Source organism: Paenibacillus uliginis N3/975 (genome assembly GCF_900177425.1).
In the GTDB taxonomy this organism is placed as follows: Bacteria; Bacillota; Bacilli; order Paenibacillales; family Paenibacillaceae; genus Paenibacillus_AQ; species Paenibacillus_AQ uliginis.
Genome location: NZ_LT840184.1, coordinates 1483493 through 1506121, shown reverse-complemented (window position 1 = coordinate 1506121; position 22629 = coordinate 1483493). Strand labels below are relative to the sequence as shown.

Below are 22629 nucleotides of genomic sequence, written 5' to 3'. Positions count from 1 at the left end.
AATTCAAGTATTATATAGAATACTCTTGATTTAATTTATGTACAGCATTCTCCCTTAAATATTATCCTATAGAAGAGGGTTATTAAAGGAGGAATACAGCATGAATATTAGACAAATACGTAATGCAACAATTATTTTGAACTATGCAGACAAGAAATTTTTAATTGATCCCTTCTTATCAAAAAAGGAACTTATCCTCCATTTCCAAACACTCTGAATCAGGACAAGTTTAATCCAACAATAGATTTACCAATCCCTGTTGAAGAAATAATTGAGGTTGATATCGTTATTGTCACTCACTTACATCCAGATCATTTTGATTCTGCTGCGATAGAAATATTACCTAAAAATATTAGAATTATTGCACAGTCTGAAAAAGATGTAGAAATCATTAAAAAAGAAGGTTTTCAAAATGTAGAATCTTTAGCCAGTGTTTTGAGTATTGGGGGCATTAGCTTAACTAGAACAAGTGGAAAACATGGGACAGGCGAAATAGGAAAATTAATGGGTGAGGTTTCAGGCGTTGTCTTTAACCATCCCGATGAAAAAACGCTATATATTGCAGGAGATACAGTATGGTGTAGTGATGTTCAGGATGCCATTAAGCATCATAATCCCGAAGTGATTATTGTAAATGGAGGCGCTGCACAATTTCTTCAAGGTGATCCTATTACGATGACGAAAGAAGACATCTATCAAACCTATATGGAAGCTCAACAATCAACTATTATCGTTTCACATATGGAGGCTGTCAATCACTGCTTATTAACAAGACAAGAATTAAAAGCTTTTATCGATGAAAAAGGTCTTTCCAACAACATATTAGTACCTAATGATGGTGAATCAATCACTTTTTAATATAATCAAAATCCCTGACATCAATATGAGTCAGGGATTTTGATTATTATCTCTTCCAAGTGATTCATTGCAATTGCTTGCGTCCAATCTAAAGCCGTGTTCGATGTATTCACCAAATGAGCTTTTTATAATATTGACAGAATACGGAAACCAATTTATTATTTAGTTGAAAAATAATTCAATGAAATTAATTTCAACGAAAGGTGATATGATGGTAAATAAACGCACTCAACATAAGGAACAACGCAGAATTGATATTTTAGAGGCAGGTTTAGATTTATTTATCCGTAAAGGTTATGGTTCTACTAAAATTGCGGATATTGCAAAAAAAGCCAATATGAGCATGGGGCTGCTGTTCCATTATTTTGAATCCAAAGAAAAGCTTTATGAGGAACTTATCAAGATAGGATGTGCAGGAACAGAATTAAACTTGGAAGATATAGATGGAAGTCCTATTCATATATTTAAGGCAGTGGCAGCAGAAATCTTAAATAACATTAAACAAAATCCCATGTCTGCAAAAATGTTTGTGTTAATGGAACATGCGCAAAACAATGACTCTATACCGGATGTCACCAAAGAAATGGTTGCTCGAATAGACATCATAAAAAGAAGTATCTCTCTGATTGAAGAAGGCCAAAAAATAGGCGAAATTAGAAATGGCAACGCATGGGCATTGTCTACAGCTTTTTGGTGTTCGATCCAAGGAATAGCGGAAGAAATAGCACTGCATCCCGACACGCCATGCCCTGAGCCAGATTGGCTCGTAGACATCTTAAAATCCAAAGAATAGAGCGAGGGATATAATATGGTATTGATCCTATTTGTATTCGCAATTGCTGTTGGAACAGTGATAACTCAAAGCATTTGGAGAGGAAAAAGCACGAATGAAAAACTAGATATTATTTTTAAAAGAACGGTTGATAATAAAAAGGTATTTGATATGGCGATTAATATCGAATCTGCCGATGGAAAATTCTCATATAAAAATTCAGCGGGCAATATGCAAGAAAATAGTCCGTTTGCCATCGCCAGTATTACAAAGATGTTTACTGCTGCAGTCATTTTTAATCTAATCGATTCAGGACAACTGTCATTAGACGATACGATTGAACAATTTTTTGATACAAGCGAGATCGATCAATTGCACATGTATAAAGGGATTGATTCTACCGGTACGATAACTGTAAGCCAATTATTATCCCAGACCTCTGGCCTTCCGGACTATTACACGGAAAAAACCGGGGATGGAACATCCTACGAAGATGAATTAGTAAAGGAGGATGCGGCGATTACCTTTGAAGAAATTTTGGAACGTAGCAAAAAGTTAGAAGCCCATTTCGTCAATGGGACCGAGGGAGAAGCATATTATTCAGATCTTAATTTTGATTTACTAGGAAAAATTGCTGAAAAGGTATCCGGCGAAAAATTGGAGATCTTATATGACAAATATATAATAAAGCCGCTAACGCTTGAATCTACTTATTTAAGTCAAATGGACAGCAGTTTCGCTCCGATCTATATGGGAAAAGAAAAGGTATTTCGTCCAATCTATCTATCAAGTGCAAGAGCTTCCGGCGGAATTATATCTAATGCATCGGATTTGATGAAGTTTTTAAAAGCCTTTTTCAATGGAGAACTTTTTTCACCGTCAAATATTGAAAATATCGAGTGGAATAAAATCCAATTTTTCCCTTTAGAGTATGGAAAGGGCATGATGCGCGTTAAAATGTCTCGGCTGATGTCACCCTTTTTCCCTGCACCAGAAATACTTGGTCATTCCGGGTCTACAGGCAGTTTTGCATTTTACTGTCCGTCAAAGCAGATTTTTATCGTCGGAACCATAAATCAAACCGAAAAAAATCCATTTCAAACCATTTACATGATGTTGAATTGTATTGATTAATTACCTCCCTTAACTATAAGCATACTTTGCTAATTTACGCAGAATGTTAAAAAATATATAGTTTGTGCTTTTGGATTGATAAGCGGTTTGATTGAAACTCCCCATTATATATACATCCTTGTTGGGGAAGTAAAGCATGGAGGCGCCACTCGCACCAAGATGCCCCCACCCGATATATTTCCGAGTGAATGGAAGAAAATGCATCCTCATCAACCCATAGCCATAATCCATTCCTATCCACATTTTGTTCCATTGTTGCATGATGTCCAAGGTTTCTTTTTGAATAATCTGATTGTTAACAAGAGCTTTCATAAAGATCAGCAGATCTTCTGATGTACACTAGGCTTATCCTCAAAATAATCAGGTATACCCGAAGTATTGCTTAACAAATGTTTGATCTGTATATCGTATGTATACTCTCTTGGAACCTAAGGATAACTCAAGCCAAAATCTCTCGCGTAACTCGTATTTAATGTTACTGGCAATTTACCCATCGGCTTCGAACCAAATATGACCTGAATGGCAGCATCCCACGAAACCGGAATGGGCGTTAACCAATACCAATTATCCAAAGCATATGCTGACACATACGCCTTAACATCCAAGTAGCCCAAAAGGTCGCCGGGATTGCCGAGAGAGACAGCTACAACAGGCTTGCCTGTTGCAACTAACTTGTTTACCAAATCAATTTGCCCTTGCGGTATTTCTCGATCCGACTGAGTAAATACAATAATACGATCCGCTTTCTTAGCCTGTTCAAGGGCTTTCTCAACAGCTTCTTTTGTTGCATCCAATCGTTCGCCAGTAGCTGGAGCTGCCTGGTAAGCAATTACTTCGCCCTTGCTTACTCTCTTTACTGTCTCTGCAATTCGATTCGCATAAGCCACACTCACGACAAGGGTTGTTTCATTCGTTTGCGGATCGAATGGAAGTACGTTGTCATTCTTAACTAGTGTAATGGAATCCAATGCAATACGCTCTGCGATCTTCCAATGCTCTTCGTTTCCTACCACTTCGGTAGCATTCTCAACGTCTACAAAGCGATTATGAAACATGTTCAACTTTAATTTATATGTAACAATTCGTTCTACAGACTCATCTACACGGCTTCTCTCAATTTTTCCAGCCTGAAGTGCTTCATACAGAGAGTCCAGTGTATCGATTTGATCATCTACAGAGCCATTGGCCATCACAATATCTGCTCCTGCATTAACGGCCATAACTGCAGCTTCACCCGCTCCCCAATTTTTCGATATGGCTTCCATAATCATTGCGTCAGTAATAATGATTCCTTCGAAGTCTAAATCATCTCGCAATAATCCTGTTAGAACCTTTTCCGATAATGTGGCGGGTAGTTCAGGGTCAATGCTTTCGATAATAATATGTGATGTCATAATAGATTCAATGCCTTGCTTAATTACCGCTTGAAATGGAGGGAGGTGCACTTGCCGCAGTACGTCTTCGCTGTAGGATATTTTGGATAGAGTTGAATGGGTGTCGAAGCCGGTATCCCCATGCCCCGGAAAATGTTTAGCACTGGATAACACTCCTTCGCTTTGATAGCCCTTCACTTGGGCTACAGCCATATCGCTAACCAGCTTCGTATTTTCACCAAAAGAGCGGACACCAATAACCGGGTTTTGGAGGTTAGAGTTTACATCCACTACAGGAGAGTAGCTCCAATGAAAGCCCATTGCTTTAGCTTCAATAGCCGTTACCCGTGCTGCTTGTTCAGCATACTTGACATTACCTGTGGCCCCAATTGCCATCTGTCTTGGAAGAATCGTAGCTTCTCCAGGAACTCTTTGTGCGGTTCCATATTCCATATCACCAGAAATAAATAAAGGTATACCTAATCGGGATTCTGATGCCCATTCCTGTAATTGATTCGTAAACTGAGCAGTCTTTGCGGCACTACTCATCTGTCCATTTAAAAGAGCACTGCCCACGTAATACTCCTTGATCATTTTACTGGAAAAAGAATCAGCTTGAACGGTAGGCGTATACATCACTAGTTGGCCTATCTTCTCCTTGTCGTTCATTAGCGCTACAAGCTTCTTTGCCTTATCCTCAATAGAAATTTCATCACTGAGAATTTCAGTCACCGTCGCACTTTGCACAGGCTTTGGTTCCTTATTCTTTACTTGAGAGTTACTCTGATCCCATATAAACATGACAGTTGCTGCGATTACTAAGATGGAAGTGAATATAAGAGCGACTTTCTTTTTCATCGTCACCTTCTCCTTCTCATTCATTTTGACCGCATTACATGTATACTGTTTACTATTGTTTCCTATTACGGACGAACGTAGAGTGAGCCTATCCCGGAAGTCCCACCTTTCTATTTTGTTCATATTTTCCATATCTAGAAATTTCGATACATAGCGTAAAATTCCTTTTGGATTATATAAAAAAACACGCCTCAATTGGCGTGTCTATAATTTATGTATGGTGGAGCAGTTTCGATTTTCTTAAACTGCAATGTACCCTCCACCTACCAGCAAACTTGTTCCAGTTATGAGGGAAGTCTATTGCATTATTATTTCAACAGCCAACTCTCTGCATCTTCCCTATTTTCAAAAAATCTAAAATGGTTACTATGATTTGATTCGAGTACCATTTCCTTAAACTTGCCTTTGTTAACCAACTCTTTTGGAATGACAGCTGCAGTTTTCACATGATAATTGATAAATTTTTGAATCATATTTCCTGCTACGCCAGTTCTAAGTTTGAAAAAGTCTTCTGACAGAACATGGCTATGCAGCAAAAGAAGATTCGTCTCATTTTCTTTGCATAAAGCAACGAGATCAACAGCATCCTGTTCCGTGCTAAACGGGGTTGGGGTTGATATAAACTCGATATATTTTTGGTTTCCGTTCTCAATAATTTTATAGTTCATTACCATCCGCTCCTCAATCGATTCTTTTTCATAGAGTTCTTTACGAATTCCTTGGACCCAATTCAGTTCATTGTGATAGAAGGAAAGTAGGTTTTCGGAAATCTTATTCCATAAAAATACTTCACGTGAGTTTCTATCAGGTGAAATAACTCCGCGTTTAATTTTTTCCTGCTGGAATAAAATGTGTATGTTTAACTTGCTTTCATATTGTATCAGCAATTCATTTAATTCCTCGTTACTTAGTTGTTCAGCCCACGCCAATTGAATTAGGAAAGTGTTCTTGAACTCAGGAACTTCCGGTTCTGAAAGAACCCACTCTCTTAATCTAGCAAGTCCTTCATCCGTAATACTATAAATTTTCTTTGATGGAGAACTCTCCTGATGTTGAATCTCGTTAGTCACCAGACCTTCACCCAGTAGCTTTACAAGTGATTTGTATATTTGATTGTTGTTACCAGACCAGTACATTGTTGAAGATTCTTCAATAATCTTTTTTAGTTCATACCCTGAAGAAGGCTTCCAACTAAGAAGACCAAGTATTGCATATTGGATAGACATGAATTCACCTCTAATTGTTATCAATAACGTATGTTAATAGTAACCTATGTTACTATTAATGTAAACATAAAAAATCCAATATCCTGCAGGTTACCGAAATCAGACGCCGAGCCTCACTAAACACAAAAAAACACGCCTTATTTGGCGTGTTTGATATTTGTATTAGGTGAAGCCTAGGGGATCGAACCTATACAGATCCGCACAGCGGCAGGGGACTCATTTACTTCATTAACTCGCTTCTTCCTCGCCCTCAGAGAACTGACTGTTGTACAGGTTTTCGTAGAAGCCGCCCTGTGCTAACAGCTCATCATGCGTACCTTGCTCGATAATATCGCCATCCTTCATCACAAAGATGAGGTCGGCATCCCGAATCGTTGACAGACGGTGAGCAATCACGAAGCTCGTTCGTCCCTTCATCAGATTCGCCATCGCTTTTTGAATCAGAACTTCGGTACGGGTGTCAACCGAGCTGGTCGCTTCGTCCAAGATCAGAATCTTCGGATTGGACAAGATCGCACGTGCAATCGTAAGCAGCTGTTTCTGACCTTGTGACACATTGCTTGCTTCTTCATTAAGCACCATGTCATAGCCATCAGGCAGCGTACGAATGAAGTGATCAACCTGAGCAGCCTTAGCCGCAGCGTAGAGCTCATCATCGGTTGCATCGAGCTTACCGTAGCGGATATTTTCCTTAATGGTATTGTTATACAACCAAGTATCCTGCAGAACCATTCCGAACATCGAGCGCAAGTCTTTGCGAGTGAAGTCACGGATGTCGTTGCCATCAATCATGATTGCACCATCTTGAATATCGTAGAAACGCATTAACAACTTAATGATCGTTGTCTTCCCCGCACCTGTAGGTCCAACGATAGCGACCTTCTGTCCAGGTTGAACACTTGCTGTAAAGTTATTAATAACTGTCTTCTCCGGATTGTATCCAAAGTGAACATTTTCAAAGCGAACGGCACCTTGTACATGAGAAGCATCTGCTGGCGTTGTCGTATCTGCAGGCTCTTCTTCTTCAGCCAAGAATTCAAATACGCGTTCAGCAGCCGCAACTGTCTGCTGCAGGACGTTTGAGATATTCGCAACCTGCGCAATTGGCTGCGTAAACTGGCGCATATATTGGATAAAGGCTTGGATATCACCGACAGAGATTCGGCCATTTGCAGCCAAGTATCCACCGAGAATACAGATCGCTACGTACCCAATATTGCCGATAAAGCTCATAATAGGCATCATCATTCCAGAGAGGAATTGCGATTTCCATGCGGAATTGTACAGCTTCTCGTTATGTTCATCAAACTTCTTAAGCGACTCTTCCTCGCCATTGAACGCCTTCATCACCGTATGGCTACCATACATCTCTTCAATGTGCCCATTGACATGTCCGAGAGACTCTTGTTGTGCAACGAAGTGCTTCTGCGACTTCTTCACTACCAGCATAATAAAGATAAAAGACATCGGCAGAACGCAGAGCGCGACTAACGCCATCTGCCAGCTGATCGTAAACATCATGATCATAATCCCGATGATGCTCGTTACCGAGGTGATGATCTGAGTCAAGCTTTGATTCAAGCTCTGGCTGATTGCATCAACGTCATTCGTGATATGCGACAATACTTCACCATAATTACGTTTATCAAAGTACTTCAATGGCAGCTTATGAATCTTCTCAGAGATATCACGTCTCAGATTATAAGTCACCTTCATCGAAACATGAGACATGATATAACCTTGAATGTAAGCAAACAGTGCACTGATGATGTAGAGTACGACTAGGATAAACATAATCTGACTTATATAACTAAAGTCAATGCCGTTACCTGTACCCGATATTATATTCATGACACCTTCGAATACTTTGGTTGTTGCTTGACCAAGTATTTTAGGTCCTAATATATTGAATATTGTAGATCCGATAGCAAACAGGATAACGAATGCTACTGCAATCTTATATTGACCCAAGTAAGCAATCAGCTTCTTAAAGGTTCCTTTAAAGTCCTTCGCCTTCTCACCAGGCATCATCATCCCTGGTCCACCAGGTCCGCCGCCCATCGGCCCTCTATTCTTCGGTTTTCTAAACTTGGAGGCTTTCTCACTCATTGCAATTCCTCCTTCGACAGCTGGGATGAAGCAATCTCCAAGTATGTCGGGCAGTTCTGAAGCAGTTCTTCATGTGTGCCTATTCCGACGATCTTACCTTCATCCAATACAATAATTTGTTCTGCATGGCGAATCGTACTAACGCGCTGTGCGACAATAAGAACTGTGCTGTCTCCTGTATATTTCTTCAAGGCCTGCCTGAGAGCAATATCGGTCTTATAGTCAAGCGCGGAAAAACTGTCATCAAAGATATAGATTGGAGGTCTCTTCACAAGTGCACGTGCAATCGATAGACGCTGCTTCTGACCGCCGGACACATTCGCACCGCCTTCTGATATCTTCTTCTCAAAACCGTCCTCATCCTTGAGAATAAAGTCAGTGGCTTGAGCAATTTCAGCAGCTAGGTGCACTTCCTCATCGGAAGCTTCTCTCTTTCCATAACGCAAATTGCTCGCAATCGAGCCTGACATCAGCACACCCTTCTGAGGTACATAACCAATCTGGTCGTGAAGATCATGCTGTGTTACATCTTTCACATTAACACCGTTAACAATAATTTCACCTTGTGTGACATCATAGAAGCGAGAAATCAAGTTAATCAGCGTGGATTTGCCTGAACCTGTAGAACCGATAAATGCTGTTGTTTCACCAGGCTTGGCTGTGAATGTAATATTAGTCAGCACATCTTCCGGTGCATCCTGATAATGGAAGCTAACATCGCGGAACTCAACAACACCAGTCTTATTGGACTTAAACGGCTTCGTCTGAACAGGATCTTCAATAGAAGGTTTTGTTGACAGCACTTCTACGATACGCTGAGCAGATACCGAAGCACGCGGCACCATAATGAACATCATCGAGATCATTAAGAAGGACATAATGATTTGCATTGCATATTGCATAAACGCCATCATATCCCCTACTTGCATCGCAGATTCAGCGACCTGATTAGCACCGACCCATACAATCAGCAAGGTAATAAGGTTCATTATGAGCATCATAGCTGGCATCATGAACACCATGACGCGGTTTACGAATAAGTTCGTTTTCGTCAAATCTTGGTTTGCATTGTCAAAACGTTTCTTCTCAAATTCCTGTGTACTGAATGCACGTACAACCGTAAGTCCGCTCAAATTTTCTCTCGAAACGAGATTTAATTTATCAATGAGCTTCTGAATCATCTTGAACTTCGGCATCGCGACAGAGAATACAACTCCAATTAGCGCAATCAGTAGGGCAACAGCCAAACCGATAATCCAGGTCATGGAGCTATTCTCCCTCAGCACCATAATAACGCCGCCTACCCCTAAGATTGGAGCGTAGAACAAGATACGAATACCCATGATAATGAGCATCTGAATCTGCGTAATATCGTTTGTCGTACGTGTAATAAGTGAAGAAGTCGAGAACTTGTCAAACTCATTATTCGAGAAACTTTCAATCTTACTGAACACATCGCGACGAAGTTTCTTGGCTACTCCAGCTGCAACTCGTGCAGATAGATATCCGACACCAATCGCAGCAATAGCTCCACCTAAGGCGATCAGAAGCATGAATAATCCTGTCTTCATAATGTACATGCTCTGAATCTTGCCTACATCCATTCCCAGTTCACCGTACATTAGCTTAACGAAAGCTGTTCCCGTCTGAACCTGCATGGCAGGATCCATCTCATTAGCAGATGCGATTGCCTCATCGAGCTTCTCAGCAGGGAGCTGCTGGAATACAGGTGTCAATGCGTACAGTTCATTGAAATCAATATTGCTCATATCCATCTCTTTAGCAGGAGCAGCTTGATCACCTGAGGACGCAGCCAACTGCTTCGAGATTTCGATGAAGGTTGAAGCAGCTCTGCCGAAGATTGGATTCAATTGGTCAATGATACTACTGTCCGTATCCTTTAAAAGGTATACATTATGACTTTCTAGCAGAGGATATTCATCGAGATACTTCTCATCTCCTGCGTTGACCAGCGAGTAATGCTGTTCAACAATCGTTTTATCCTGCTCCTTCATTAAGGAGGTCATCAGCGCGAAGCCGTCCTCGCTGATCGCTTCAGGTACAGCACTCTCAATACCGTTCTGCTGAATGCCCGTGTTGACGATGTCAGACATGTAATTCGGCAGATTCAGGTCTGACAGCGCCTGTCCGAACAACAGCGCAATCGCTACGATGAGCGACACAGTGAATGGCTTCAAATACTTTGCAAGTTTAACCATAACATGTTCCTTTCCTTTCTAATCGTTAAGTAAAGATCGAGAATGATAATCCGGGGAGTGTTCTTACAGACTGGCATGATTAGGATTGACGACTCTTGATGTCACCAATAATCTCGTAAAGGCGAGTACATAATGTGATAAGCTGCTCTGTTTCCTCATGTCCAAGCCGAGTTACAATTTCATCGGTAAAGGATAAGAAGGTTTTTTTGGCTTTTTTTAATGCGGCCTCTCCTTCAACATCAAGCGTTATATACACAACTCGCCGGTCATTTTTAGTAGTGATGCGTTTCACATAGCCTTTCTGCTCTAAACCATTGATCATCTGTGAGACTGAAGGCATCGTAATGTGCAATATCTCGCTCAATTCAGATACTTTAATACCTGGCGGAGCAAGCTGCTCCTGTTCATCGGAGTTATTGCACTGCATTCGACTATTAATAATTTCCATTACATAAAATTCGCGTTGGGGCAAAAGGTCATCAAATTTATGCTTAGATGACACACGTTTTATTTTGGCCATAGCCTCAATCAATCGTTTACCTTGACTACGCTCCTGATCCATGCTCTCCCTCCATTCGACATTACCATTCTCGGCTTAATAATTAGACAACCAATTAATTAGATTAACTATTAGTTAGTTTACCTAAATATAAACGCAGAGTAAATACGTTTCAGCAATTTTTAGTGATTGTAATTATTTCCTGCTAGTTGCAACCAAAACCTAATCAAGCTCCTATCTACAGGGTGACGGCCTTATGAATATGGCTCCATCAAACAACAAAAAAACACCGGGAAACCCCGATGTTATGCGGTATTTTTATGGAAAGTTAGGTGAATATAGATGCGATAATTTCATGCTTATTTTGCTTATTCATCCATGTTGAGAGCTTTTTTAATTTGCGGGATAGATAAACCGCCTGTTTTCAGTTCTTTAATCAAAAGAATGCGTGTGACGGTTTCCTCTCTTTTATATCTGCGTGTCAGATTCTCTTCTGCCTGTTCAAAAGGCAGCATACCTTCTTCTGTGTAAAATTTCAGTGTGCTATAGCGAGCATTCGTAAGCCGTACTAATTCCCCTATGGATACGAACTCAGAGGTCAATATGGTCTCCATGGAACGTTGTCTGGACATGATTACCCAACTCCTTTAAATTGGGCGTTTCGGAAGTAAACGCACACCTTGAATTGGCACTCTCGTTGAGTAAACGGCATGCGGAACCGCCTCGTAAACCAAATTATTCTGGACCCCGATCTGATTCCGCTTCAAGGAAAATTTCAATAGAATTCTTTCGAATCTAACGTTTGTTGACTATAGTATCAAGTTTGTTATCTGGAAGCATCGAATCCTCCTCTTATACAATGAAAATTAACAAGTGCAATACAAGCGAGATAACACCGTAAGGAGTGACAGACATGAGCTCTAAGGTCGAAGCAAAAGATAAACGAAAGCGCTTACAGATTCGCTGGCACAAGCAGGATACGGAACTAACCCTCTTGGCATTGCCGACCACGATTTGGTACATCCTGTTTAGTTTCTTACCGATGTTCGGGATCATTATCGCCTTCATAAATTTCAGGATTAGCGGCGGCTTCTTGAGCAATGTGTTCAACAGTCCATGGGTAGGCTTCAAAAACTTCGAGTTCCTATTCAAATCGAATGACGCTTGGATCATTATTCGAAACACCATCGGATACAATATTATTTTTATCGTACTAGGCATTGTTCTGCCCGTTCTATTCGCTATTATGATCGGACTCCTCCACAACCGCAAAGCAAGTAAAGTCTATCAGACAATGATGTTCCTGCCCTATTTCCTATCTTGGGTTGTCGTTTCTGCCGTAGGCTGGGCGTTCCTAAGCTTCGATAAAGGGATTGTCAATCAAATGCTCGTCAGTATGGGTAGCGATCCTATTAACTGGTATATGGAGCCGAAATATTGGCCGTACTTTCTGATTCTCTTAAATGTCTGGAAAGGCTTGGGCTATGGTATGGTCATTTATCTGGCAACCATCACGAGTATTGACAGCACCTATTATGAAGCAGCTGTTATTGATGGCGCTTCCATTTGGCAGCAGACGAGATTTATTACATTGCCCATGCTCAAGCTAGTTATCGTCATGATGTTCATTTTAGCCGTTGGACGTATATTTTACACCGATTTTGGCTTGTTCTATCAGGTCACGCGAGATTCCAATTCTCTGTTCAACGTGTCTACCACCATCGATGTCATGGTGTATAAACAACTGAAAAGCGCCACTGTAGGGATGGCCTCTGCTGCCGCATTCGTGCAGTCTGTTCTGGGCTGTGCTACTATTCTGGTCGCTAACTGGATTGTTCGCAGAATTGATCCGGATAGCGCGATGATGTAAGGAGGCAAGACGATGACACCGAAAACCACTTACGAGACGGGCCTTGAGAAGTTTAACCGTACAAACAAAGTCGTGAACATTTTTTTCAATCTGATTTTTATTATCTTGGCGCTGCTCTGTGTCATACCCGTAGTTGTTGTTCTATCCATTTCCTTTTCCAGTGAAGAGTCAATCCGTGAGACAGGATATCATCTGCTGCCGGTTGCTTTGTCAGCCGAGGCTTACGTCTATATTGTCAAGCAAGGGACGATGATTCTGCGAGCGCTCGGCGTATCCGCACTTGTTACCGTGGTCGGTACCGTGCTCGGTGTATTGCTGACCACCTCTATGGGTTATGTACTTTCTCGCCCAACCTACAAGCTGAGGGGCTTTTTGACCTGGGTGGTATTCATCCCCATGGTATTCAATGGAGGTTTGGTATCCAGCTACTTCATTAATACGAATTTATTAGGACTCAAGGATAGCATCTGGGCACTTATTCTACCGCTGGCTGTTTCATCGTTCAACGTGATCATATGTAAAACCTTCTTCAAAAGTACGATTCCCGATGGGCTGATTGAATCAGCTGAAATTGATGGCGCGAGCCAGCTGCGAATCTTTTTCTCGATCATCCTGCCGATCTCTTTGCCGGTAATAGCAACCATCGGACTGTTTCTCTGCTTTGCTTACTGGAATGACTGGTTCCAATCGATGCTGTATATCGACAACCAGAACCTGTATTCTCTGCAAGCGCTGCTAAACAGCTTAATGAGCAATGTAGATGCACTAGCCAAGAATGCCGCAAGTATGGGCGTTAGCTACGCCATGCTCGTCGCAACGATGCCGAAAGAATCGGCCCGTATGGCTGTCGCCATTCTCATTGTGCTGCCTGTAGCATTCGCCTACCCATTCTTCCAGAAGTATTTTATTTCCGGCCTGACGGTCGGCGCCGTGAAAGGCTAATGACGAAATAAGCCAAGCAAGCTTGGTTTATGATAGATCACTCTGTACAACTCTTAGGTGATTTAACTTCAAAAAAGGGGGAAATGGAATGAAGAAATCTTTGAAATTCATCTCTACACTGTGCGTGCTGACACTCATGTTGACTGCTTTAGCAGCCTGCGGCGGCTCGAAGCCTGCATCTACAACAGATGGATCTGGGGCGACACCAGACACATCGAAGGACACCGAAACAACAAGCAAGGATATTCCAACGTTGACCTGGTGGACCATCGGCGGCCAAGTGCCTAATAATTTCAGCAAAGCGATTGATGCTATGAATGAATACACGGCCGAGAAGATTGGCGTGAAAATTGACATCAAGGTAGCTAGCTGGGGGGATTGGGACACAAAAATGAACACCATCGTGAATACCGGCGAGCCATTCGACATCATGTTTACGAACAGCGGTAAATACAGCAAGCAAGTGGCTATGGGCGCATTTGCCGATATCACGGATCTGGTTCAGAGTGACACGCCTGACTTGTACAAATTGATTCCTGAAAAGGTATGGGAAGGTACTAAAATCGGCGGAAAATATTATTCCGTTCCGACTTACAAGGATTCAGCACTAACGCAGTACTGGGTACTCGATGATAAGTATGTGCAAAAGTACAATATTGATATCAATAATATCAAGACACTGCAGGATCTTGATAAGCCTCTTCATGACATGAAGGCTGGCGAAGGCAAAAGTTTCTATCCGCTGCCAATGACGCAAGGCGAAGGCTTAAATGGCTTCTTTAATGATTATGACGATTTGACATTGGGCTTCCCTCCCATCGGCGTAAAAGCTGACGATGCATCACGCACGGTTGTCTCTGTACTCGAGCAGCCTGATATCATGGCAAATCTGAAGTTCCTGCATGGATGGTACCAGGATGGCATCATCAACCCGGATGCTCCAACGAAAACGGAGAACGACAAAGGCAGACCATTCTTTGCAGCCCAGGCATTCCCGGGAGCAGAGGTCAGCTGGCAAATCAATGACGCCATTGAAAAGTATGATATGTTTCAGCATTACGGACCTATTTATACGACCAGTACGATACAAGGCTCACTAAACGCGATTTCGGCGAATTCGAAATATAAGAAGGAAGCATTGAAATACCTCGAATTAGTGAATACGGATCCCAAACTTCGTAATATGCTGGCATTCGGTGAGTTAGGCGTGGACTACAATAAGGTCGATGGTGAGAAGGTTATTGAGCGTACATCCGATACTTGGCCGCTGGCTGCTTACACGCAAGGTACATTCTTTAATTTAGCGGTTACGAAAGGCGCTCCTGAAGATCAATGGGAACAGGTTAAAAAACTGAACGATGCAGCGACCTCTTCTACGGTCCTAGGCTTTGCGCTGGACATCACCGATCTTCAGACCGAAGTGGCGAATTGCCAAGCTGTGTGGGATAAATACAAATATGAACTCATTACAGGTGCATCCGATCCGGAGAAAACGGTGCCGAAGATCACGGCTGAATTAAAGTCGGCCGGCATGGACACGATTATGCAAGCTGCTCAAGAGCAAATTAACAATTACTTCAAGTAAGTTTGAATTCATACGCATCCCTTAATGAGTCACTCTTAAGGGATGCTTTTTCCTTACTATCTATGAAGCTTGGTGTTAATCGTGTTAAATTGAGATATAGCAACGCTTATTTCGGGCGACCTGCTGCAATTGAGGTGTCGTATGGGCTCTTTTTTACAAATCAAAATCTATCGTCACAAGTTTATTGCCTATGTCATCTTCGTCGTGGCCATCGGGCTCACGCTTGGCACGCTGACCTGTGCCATGCTGCTGAATCAATGGGTCGGCAATGCCCGTATAGAGGCGGCTAATGCCTTCTCGCGCGTAGAGAATGAGCTGCAGTATGATGCCGACCGGATTGAGGCTTACATGCAGCGTATTTACTCCAATACTGGTCTGATGGATGATGCTCGCAGCTTTTTAAGCAGCAGTGCTGAGGGCTACTTAACGAGCAGGCTGCAGAACAGCCAATTTTCACAGCCGCTGGTTTCCTTTCCGGAGGATGTTAAGACCTATCTGTACAGCTGGGCGCAAGGTGAAATAACGCAGATTAGTCTGCATACCGACCAGTATGGCAATGTTGTTCGTTTTAATGATAACGGAATTGCAAGCTTTGCATTCGGGCTTCCGAATACGGATGATACCTTTCACGATACCATTATGAAGGGATTCGTATATCGTAAGAAACTGTCAGATCCAACGCTTGGCTCCCAGGAATTCGGAGAGCTGCGCTTCTTGGTCAGCAGTGAGCAAATCTTTAAATCCGTCCAAAGTTTTCGCTTAGGTAATGCTGCTGCAGTCAGTCCTTCCGGTGATATATACCTCATCGGTAACGGAGAGGACCAAGACCTGGAGGAACTATCCCGTCTGGCTGCGGCGAATGGACGCAGTTACGGTTTTATTTCGAGAGGTGCTTTGAAACATATCTTTTTCGTCTCCATTCCATCCACCAAGTTTAATTTCAAATTCGTTAGCATCATTGATTTATACATGCTGATTCGTCAGCATGCCGGGATGTTGATCACCATCTTTCTGATCGTATTAGCGGCCATGATTAGTGTCCTCCTTCTCATTGCATACAATATGCGGGATGATGCCCTCTTTCTGCGTCGTATCATTCAATCGATCGGACGTGTGAAAATGGCCAATTTTACACCTAACCGCCCTGCCCGTTACCGTCGAAATGAATACGGCATGATCGCCCGGGAATTGGACGATATGATTCAGCAGTTAGATAAGCATATCCGTAATGAATATTTGCTAAAGATCAAACAGCAGGAAACCGAAATGAAAGCGCTTCAACATCAAATTAACCCTCATTTTTTATACAATACGTTAGAGGTTATCCGCTCCACTGCTCTTGTTAATCAGGACAGGGACACCGCTGATGCCATTGCTACGTTAGGGACGCTCTATCGTGAAATTGTCAAACAGGAGAATATCATTTCGATTGCAAGCGAACTGGAATTGCTGCAGAAATATTTAGAGATTATGGAGTTTAAGTATCCGGAGCGTTTTTATTATCAAGTCAATGTAGAGCCGACGTTACTCTCGATCCCTACCGTAAAATTCTGGATGCAGCCTTTGGCTGAAAATTTTTTCATCCATGGCTTTAATGCTAATCATGAGTTTAATCTGTATGTCGTAAATGGCTTTGAAGCTGAAGACCGTTATGTACTGGAATTCGTGGACAACGGACGCGGTATTCCTACGGAGCGTTTAAATAGCGTACGAAGCACACTGTCTAACCATGATGATGCATCTTCCAATAGTATCGGTTTACGCAACGTATACACGCGCCTTCACTTCTTCTATGGAAACAACTTTTCTATAGAGATTGAGAATAATAAGGAAGCCGGAGTCAAGATTTCTGTTCGGATTTCAAAAGAGGTGATTGAACATGTACAAACTGATGATTGTGGATGACGAACCTCAGATTTTGGAGGGAATGAAGCGAATCCTGGATTGGAAACAATACGGATTTGGTCGGATCGAAACCTGCGAATCTACGGAGCAGGCCATGTCCAAAGTGGTAGACCTGCTGCCGGATGTCGCCATATTCGATGTTTGCATTGGCAAGGAACTTGGATATGAAGCGATCCGCAGACTCAACGAACTTCAGATCCCTACAAAATATATTATTATGAGCGGTTATAGTGAATTTAAGTATGCCCAAGAAGCCATTAGCTGTGGTGTCAAAGACTATCTGCTCAAGCCTGTAGAACGTACCAAGCTACAGCAAGTGATTGAGAAGATCATAGTCGAAGATCTGGGCGGTTCGATAGGTAATATGAACGGCGAGAGCTTGAACAAGGATCCGGTATTAGGTGTGAGCTACGACAGCTTATCCAAACTGGTCAACCGTATTCTACTGATGATCAAGACAGAGTACGCTCAGAATATAACCTTAAAATCAGTGGCAGAGCGTTTCCAGATGAACAGCACCTACCTTGGACAATTGTTTCTTAAAGAAACCGCTATGAAGTTTTCAGAATACCTCATGGCTTACCGAATGCTTCTTGCACAAGAACGAATTCAATCAACAGATGAGAAAATTTCCTACATCGCGTTTTCCGTCGGCTATAACAATCTCAATTATTTCTATACGCACTTTCACAGCTTTTTCGAAAAATCTCCTTCTGAACTGCGGGGAAAAGGTTAACAACGAACGCTGCAGAAAGGAGGATATCGATGTCTAAGCACCCAAGACACAGACGCATCTTAATGATCATCAGTCTTATATTGCTACTCACATCATATACAACCGGCTGCTTCCGGCAGCCTGGTCATAACGATGATAACTATGATGATGACACGGTAAACCTGATCTATTATACGATAGGAGAGCCTGATAAGGATCTACGGCTCGTAAATGATAAAATCAATGAAATCATGGCTCGTAAAATAGGCGTGACGATCACGTATGTCAAGGTAGGTTGGCAGGATTATGAAGATCGGCTGAACACGCTTATATCCGCCGGAAGTCCATTTGACATTGCTTTTGCACCCGATTATGCAACCAGCGCGATGCGCGGCGCATGGCTGAGACTTGATGACTACCTTGCAGGCCTGGGTAAGGAGATGTACGACGCCATTGACCCAACCTTTTGGCAAGGGGTACGTATGAACGATGGCAGCATTTACGGTGTGCCGACCAATAAAGAGTTAGCCGTGCGTGATCAGTGGATGTATCCCGCTTCCATCGTAAATAAGTACAATATCGACATTACCAAGTACAATACACTGGAATCGCTTGACCCGTTGTTCCGGATGATAGGGCAGGAAGAGCCGGCATACATACCCATGGAATTGGATCGGGATTCGCACAACTTCTTCGCTCTCCATGGATACGAATATATTATGAACCACAAGCTTCCCTTGATGGTAAAATCACTGGACCCGGGCGCTCAGGCCGTGAATATCTTCGAAACACAGGAAGCGCGGCAGGTACTGGATACCTTACGGCGTTATTACAAAGAGGGCTTCATTAACGAGGACGCCGCACTGCGAGAGCCTGGAGGACTCAAACGAGGGGCCAAAGTGTTCTGGAAGTCCTCAGGCGGCGGTCCGCTCTCGGAAACAACTTGGAGTAAGGATCGCGGCTACAAGGTTGTAGCGAATCCCGTAACCCCAACCACCGTCACCACGGAATCCGTCCGGGGAGGCATCATGACCATTAATGCCAATACCAAGCATCCCGTGGAGTGCATTAAGTTTCTGAATTTTCTCAATACAGACCCTGAAATACGAAACTTATTCAATTATGGGATTGAAGGCGTTCACTACACGCTGGATGAACATGGGCAAGTGGTTCTAATTACCGACAAAGACAGCAATGGCGACGAGATCCCGGATACGCCTGTAAGCAGCTATTCAGGAGTACAATACACACAAGGTAATTGGTTTATCCTGAAAACCATGAGCGGCGATAACCCGGAACCCCTCGACAAATGGGATCAATTCCGTAAATACAACGCTGGCGTCATCAAGTCCACCGTGCTTGGATTTACTCCTGATCTATCCAAACTAACCGCCCAAACCGATAACATCGAAATGGTCTGGCAGAAATATTATCCAAGCCTCATGACGGGTTCCGTCGATGTTGACACGATCCTCCCCAAGTTTAACGAGGAGCTAAAGCATGCAGGCATGGACGAAGTACGGCAAGAAGTGCAGAAGCAGTTGGATGCTTGGCGGGGCGAAAGGAGATAAGTGCTAGCAGCTCCGCTTTCCGCGAGCGGAGCGGGTCCAATATTGGAAAGTTGATAATATCAAAAAAAGAGACCTTGAAGCAGCTAGTAGCTTCAGGGTCTCTTCACCAGTTTTTTCGAATTGTATATCGGTTCTTCCGTATATGTTGACTTAATTTACGGTTATATGTTTGACCTCTGACATATTCCCCATATAATCTTCCAATGTAATACCAATGACGGATCCCTGCTTAGGCACAGCAAGTCCATTCAAATCATGATATCCTCTAATAAAGTAATCCGTTGTTGTCCCGTTATAATCTTTCTTAGGTTTTACCGCCTCGCCATTGATTGTAATGTACATATGCCACCAATCTTTTGATGAAGGAACATCAATCCCTAATGTACTGCCATCGATATAGTAACTGCCATCGAATGGTTCGGAATAAATATCTTTCATTTTACCTGCGTAACTGACGGTATCAATGGCTTTGCCTGTAGAATCCAAATTTGATATTTTTAAGAGGTAACGATCATCGTCTTTCACGGGTACTTCAAATTGGGTAGAAGCCAGATTTTTATCTACCGTCTTGGTGTACGTATCTTGTCTGCCATCGGTAAAGCTTAAGTCGAATCGAATCTTACTACCGCGGTTTTCTTTGCCCCAGGTAATATCCAATCCTTCTGAGTTCTCTTTAACCTTCACATTTGAAATGAAGTCCTTCCTGTTAAGAGAAATGATAGCCGGCTCACTTTCCGTATTATCAGGGCCAACAGCAGTTAATTTAAGGGCCACGACATGTTTATCTAGGTTTTTCACATAAAAATTGTCGCCGTATACACCGCCCAAAAATTCCTCTTTACCATTATTCAACTGTGCATAAAGATGGTATTGTTTTACCTTGCTATAATCTTCTCGATTCCATACGACATTGATCTCATTGGTATCAAACCTATTTTTGACTTCATTTCCACTTGGCGTACTTGGCGTATAATCTTGCCCATCTGTGAGTTTTAGCTCACCAATATTGACTTGATAATCTTGGACAGACTCTCCCTTGGGATCAAACGCAAGTCCTAAGACTGCAATTTCTCGATTCGCGTAAGCGCTTAAATCAAGTTTTGCTGTGACATAGCCTTTTGTTTTCTCACCGCTATTAGGTACAGCGATATATTCAACTTGATCGGGAGCATCTTTAAAAATAACCCCTAACTGAATCTCAGAACGATCATCGGCTGACGTTTTGTTATACGTAATCGAAGCTGTTGTTGTATTCTTTACGTCCAGATCTGTTTTATAAAGACGCAGGAAGTTCTTCGCATCTAGTGATCCATTCAGAACAAGTGAGCTTCCACCTCTGTAGCCTCCAATCGGTCGATAAGTGAATTTATCACCATTCTCCACGGCATCCCCATAATCAAAATCCGCTTGCAGTTTGGCTCCCTCTGTATCGATCCACCACTGCCACGTTGGAAGAATATCCTGTAAATTGATGTTTGACCACTCTTCGTCATTCGATACTTTGCCATTCATATAGTATTTCATGCCGTGCCCCGTATTAAAGTTCGTCACAAAGGTGCTTTCATTAATGACGGAACGTTCTGTGATATATCTGGAAATCCCTGTCCATTCCGAGGCGTCTTTCACGCCCACATCGGGTCTTGCGTACCCTTTCTGTTCCTCCGTATCGGTCGGATCAATCTTAACGCCGGTATACCACATACGCTCACGCTCGGCGATCATCCACTGATGATCGTCATCTCCCCGAAGGTTCTTGCTTGGATCGCCTAGATGCTCGTCCAGCGCATGCTGAACGAAATTTCCGCCCAATGTTGCAATCGATGTCAATGGATTCCCTGTCTCTTGATCTAAAATGATATCCATATTGCGAGTCGAGTTATGGGATCCCCCAAAGCTTCCCATTCCTGCCTCTACACCGGAAAAGACTGTTTTTAGCGGATCTATGCCTCTCTGTTTCGCTTCTTCAACAGTTTTCTTAATATACTTTTGATCCGTACTATCTCCATTATTCCAACCATCCGGCGAATTCCAGTTATAGTTCATAAAGACAGAGTTATTTATGGTTCCGCCCATTTCGTCATCTCGAACAAAAGAGCTGTGGGATGGAATAAGCGAAGGCTGATAGGTCAGTTTCCCCTGCTTGTCATCCACCGTGTCATACCACTGTGTGTATACCCCTGCATCTATCAACGTTTTTGTGAATGCTTTATATTTCTTAATATGTTCAGGTTTGATCGAGGTTTCCTGGTTGATGAAATACCCGTCAAAGCCGAAGTATTCCTTCATTTCAATCAGCTTCTCAGCTACGGGGAATGTCCCGTCTTCTCGTTGTCTGAGCAAAAGATCATATGGCTGTCCTCCGCGCGGAATAAATATGCAGCCTACGGATTTCACGCCATTTTTGTGGGCAGCATTCGTATAAGCCGGATTAGGTAAATCTACGATACCAAATTCAAATGCTCGTTTCTCCCACGATTCGTTAGGGTCGTATAAGTTGGAGGGCACATCCTCAGTTGCTGTTCCATGCCAACCGCCATAATAGTCTGTATACTGCCAGAAATTAAATAAATAGTTCGAAAACTCGTTATTGTAAGGTGTAGATCCAAAGAAATAGTTGTCATAATCCCCGGTCAAGTTAAAAAACTCGGTTTCTGGACTTAATTTCGGATTGGCTTGTGTTGGTGCAAATGACTGATTTCTGGTTTGCAAAGGCACATGGGCTCTTAATCTTTCTGCATCCGGGTCAGTCTCTGGATTCCAATTCTCAATGTCCACAGCTCGATATCCGTGGGTTACCGGTTGATTCTTCTTAAAGACAGCATCGCCTGTAGGCGGCATGGCGTCTCCTGCAAATACATGAAGGGGAGGTGTTGAAAGCGTCATCACTAATGCTGATAGAAGTGCTAGTTTTCTTTTTTTCACTGGTCTTTCCTCCTAGGTTGTAATGTTGGCCCTCTGCATACTTGAGGCAATGGAGACTAGTGTTACGTACA

General features: G+C 42.6%; 16 protein-coding genes and 1 pseudogene. 9 read left to right on the top strand and 8 right to left on the bottom strand.

The annotated features are described in order from the left end of the window. Nucleotides 1-100 precede the first annotated feature (100 nt). The 3 genes and pseudogenes from B9N86_RS06885 (at nucleotide 101) to B9N86_RS06875 (ending at nucleotide 2764) form a co-directional block, all read left to right on the top strand. A pseudogene (locus tag B9N86_RS06885) lies at nucleotides 101-858 on the top strand (MBL fold metallo-hydrolase). 181 nt (nucleotides 859-1039) lie between these two features. Beyond that, entirely contained in the window at nucleotides 1040-1651 is a 612-nt protein-coding gene (locus B9N86_RS06880) for a TetR/AcrR family transcriptional regulator (protein WP_210190645.1), read from the top strand. Between the two features lie 15 nt (nucleotides 1652-1666). Further along, a complete protein-coding gene (locus B9N86_RS06875; RefSeq protein WP_208918348.1) occupies nucleotides 1667-2764 on the top strand; it encodes a serine hydrolase domain-containing protein in 1098 nt (365 codons plus the stop codon). Nucleotides 2765-2773: 9 nt separating this feature from the next. On the opposite strand, the gene B9N86_RS06870 is transcribed toward B9N86_RS06875, so the two are convergent. The 7 genes from B9N86_RS06870 to B9N86_RS06840 all read right to left on the bottom strand — a co-directional run bounded on the left by B9N86_RS06870 (nucleotide 2774) and on the right by B9N86_RS06840 (nucleotide 11680). Next, nucleotides 2774-3076 carry a hypothetical protein gene (locus B9N86_RS06870; RefSeq protein WP_244562983.1) on the bottom strand — a complete coding sequence of 101 codons (303 nt, stop codon included), beginning with the start codon at nucleotides 3074-3076 and terminating at the stop codon, nucleotides 2774-2776. A gap of 116 nt (nucleotides 3077-3192) precedes the next feature. After that, nucleotides 3193-4995 (bottom strand): glycoside hydrolase family 3 protein, encoded by a 1803-nt coding sequence (locus B9N86_RS06865; protein WP_208918347.1) that lies wholly within the window; start codon nucleotides 4993-4995, stop codon nucleotides 3193-3195. A 308-nt stretch (nucleotides 4996-5303) separates the two neighbouring features. Beyond that, the gene (locus B9N86_RS06860; protein WP_208918346.1) at nucleotides 5304-6221 is read right to left on the bottom strand and encodes a PadR family transcriptional regulator; all 918 of its coding nucleotides are present in this window, start codon (nucleotides 6219-6221) and stop codon (nucleotides 5304-5306) included. A gap of 228 nt (nucleotides 6222-6449) precedes the next feature. Continuing rightward, entirely contained in the window at nucleotides 6450-8330 is a 1881-nt protein-coding gene (locus tag B9N86_RS06855; RefSeq protein WP_208918345.1) for an ABC transporter ATP-binding protein, read from the bottom strand. After that, a complete protein-coding gene (locus B9N86_RS06850) occupies nucleotides 8327-10549 on the bottom strand; it encodes an ABC transporter ATP-binding protein (protein WP_208918344.1) in 2223 nt (740 codons plus the stop codon). Before B9N86_RS06850 ends, B9N86_RS06855 begins: the two co-directional genes overlap by 4 nt. Nucleotides 10550-10628: 79 nt before the next feature. Next, entirely contained in the window at nucleotides 10629-11111 is a 483-nt protein-coding gene (locus B9N86_RS06845) for a MarR family winged helix-turn-helix transcriptional regulator (RefSeq protein ID WP_208918343.1), read from the bottom strand. Nucleotides 11112-11416: 305 nt separating this feature from the next. Beyond that, nucleotides 11417-11680: a helix-turn-helix domain-containing protein gene (locus B9N86_RS06840; RefSeq protein ID WP_208918342.1), complete on the bottom strand. Its 264-nt coding sequence runs from the start codon at nucleotides 11678-11680 to the stop codon at nucleotides 11417-11419. Nucleotides 11681-11961: 281 nt separating this feature from the next. Here B9N86_RS06840 and B9N86_RS06835 point away from each other — a divergent pair, with 281 nt between their 5' ends. The 6 genes from B9N86_RS06835 (at nucleotide 11962) to B9N86_RS06810 (ending at nucleotide 19636) form a co-directional block, all read left to right on the top strand. After that, nucleotides 11962-12918, top strand: a complete 957-nt coding sequence (locus B9N86_RS06835) for an ABC transporter permease (RefSeq protein ID WP_208918341.1) — start codon at nucleotides 11962-11964, stop codon at nucleotides 12916-12918. A gap of 12 nt (nucleotides 12919-12930) precedes the next feature. Beyond that, nucleotides 12931-13860 carry a carbohydrate ABC transporter permease gene (locus tag B9N86_RS06830; RefSeq protein WP_208918340.1) on the top strand — a complete coding sequence of 310 codons (930 nt, stop codon included), beginning with the start codon at nucleotides 12931-12933 and terminating at the stop codon, nucleotides 13858-13860. Nucleotides 13861-13948: 88 nt separating this feature from the next. After that, nucleotides 13949-15445, top strand: a complete 1497-nt coding sequence (locus B9N86_RS06825) for an ABC transporter substrate-binding protein (RefSeq protein ID WP_208918339.1) — start codon at nucleotides 13949-13951, stop codon at nucleotides 15443-15445. Nucleotides 15446-15586: 141 nt separating this feature from the next. Beyond that, nucleotides 15587-17350 carry a sensor histidine kinase gene (locus B9N86_RS06820; RefSeq protein ID WP_208918338.1) on the top strand — a complete coding sequence of 588 codons (1764 nt, stop codon included), beginning with the start codon at nucleotides 15587-15589 and terminating at the stop codon, nucleotides 17348-17350. Beyond that, nucleotides 17325-18086, top strand: a complete 762-nt coding sequence (locus B9N86_RS06815) for a response regulator transcription factor (protein WP_208918337.1) — start codon at nucleotides 17325-17327, stop codon at nucleotides 18084-18086. The genes B9N86_RS06820 and B9N86_RS06815 overlap by 26 nt, the downstream gene beginning before the upstream one ends. Before the next feature lie 29 nt (nucleotides 18087-18115). Beyond that, on the top strand, nucleotides 18116-19636 hold the full coding sequence (locus tag B9N86_RS06810; protein ID WP_208918336.1) for an ABC transporter substrate-binding protein: 1521 nt from the start codon (nucleotides 18116-18118) through the stop codon (nucleotides 19634-19636). Nucleotides 19637-19786: 150 nt separating this feature from the next. Here B9N86_RS06810 and B9N86_RS06805 read toward each other — a convergent pair whose 3' ends face one another. Beyond that, complete coding sequence (locus B9N86_RS06805) at nucleotides 19787-22558, bottom strand: endo-beta-N-acetylglucosaminidase (RefSeq protein WP_208918335.1); 2772 nt, start codon at nucleotides 22556-22558, stop codon at nucleotides 19787-19789. Nucleotides 22559-22629: the final 71 nt, after the last annotated feature.

Coding starts and splice junctions, on each gene's coding strand:
- B9N86_RS06880 (WP_210190645.1), top strand. CDS start 1,040: ATGAAATTAATTTCAACGAAAGGTGATATGATGGTAAATAAACGCACT.
- B9N86_RS06875 (WP_208918348.1), top strand. CDS start 1,667: ATGGTATTGATCCTATTTGTATTCGCAATTGCTGTTGGAACAGTGATA.
- B9N86_RS06870 (WP_244562983.1), bottom strand. CDS start 3,076: ATGAAAGCTCTTGTTAACAATCAGATTATTCAAAAAGAAACCTTGGAC.
- B9N86_RS06865 (WP_208918347.1), bottom strand. CDS start 4,995: ATGAAAAAGAAAGTCGCTCTTATATTCACTTCCATCTTAGTAATCGCA.
- B9N86_RS06860 (WP_208918346.1), bottom strand. CDS start 6,221: ATGTCTATCCAATATGCAATACTTGGTCTTCTTAGTTGGAAGCCTTCT.
- B9N86_RS06855 (WP_208918345.1), bottom strand. CDS start 8,330: ATGAGTGAGAAAGCCTCCAAGTTTAGAAAACCGAAGAATAGAGGGCCG.
- B9N86_RS06850 (WP_208918344.1), bottom strand. CDS start 10,549: ATGGTTAAACTTGCAAAGTATTTGAAGCCATTCACTGTGTCGCTCATC.
- B9N86_RS06845 (WP_208918343.1), bottom strand. CDS start 11,111: ATGGATCAGGAGCGTAGTCAAGGTAAACGATTGATTGAGGCTATGGCC.
- B9N86_RS06840 (WP_208918342.1), bottom strand. CDS start 11,680: ATGTCCAGACAACGTTCCATGGAGACCATATTGACCTCTGAGTTCGTA.
- B9N86_RS06835 (WP_208918341.1), top strand. CDS start 11,962: ATGAGCTCTAAGGTCGAAGCAAAAGATAAACGAAAGCGCTTACAGATT.
- B9N86_RS06830 (WP_208918340.1), top strand. CDS start 12,931: ATGACACCGAAAACCACTTACGAGACGGGCCTTGAGAAGTTTAACCGT.
- B9N86_RS06825 (WP_208918339.1), top strand. CDS start 13,949: ATGAAGAAATCTTTGAAATTCATCTCTACACTGTGCGTGCTGACACTC.
- B9N86_RS06820 (WP_208918338.1), top strand. CDS start 15,587: ATGGGCTCTTTTTTACAAATCAAAATCTATCGTCACAAGTTTATTGCC.
- B9N86_RS06815 (WP_208918337.1), top strand. CDS start 17,325: ATGTACAAACTGATGATTGTGGATGACGAACCTCAGATTTTGGAGGGA.
- B9N86_RS06810 (WP_208918336.1), top strand. CDS start 18,116: ATGTCTAAGCACCCAAGACACAGACGCATCTTAATGATCATCAGTCTT.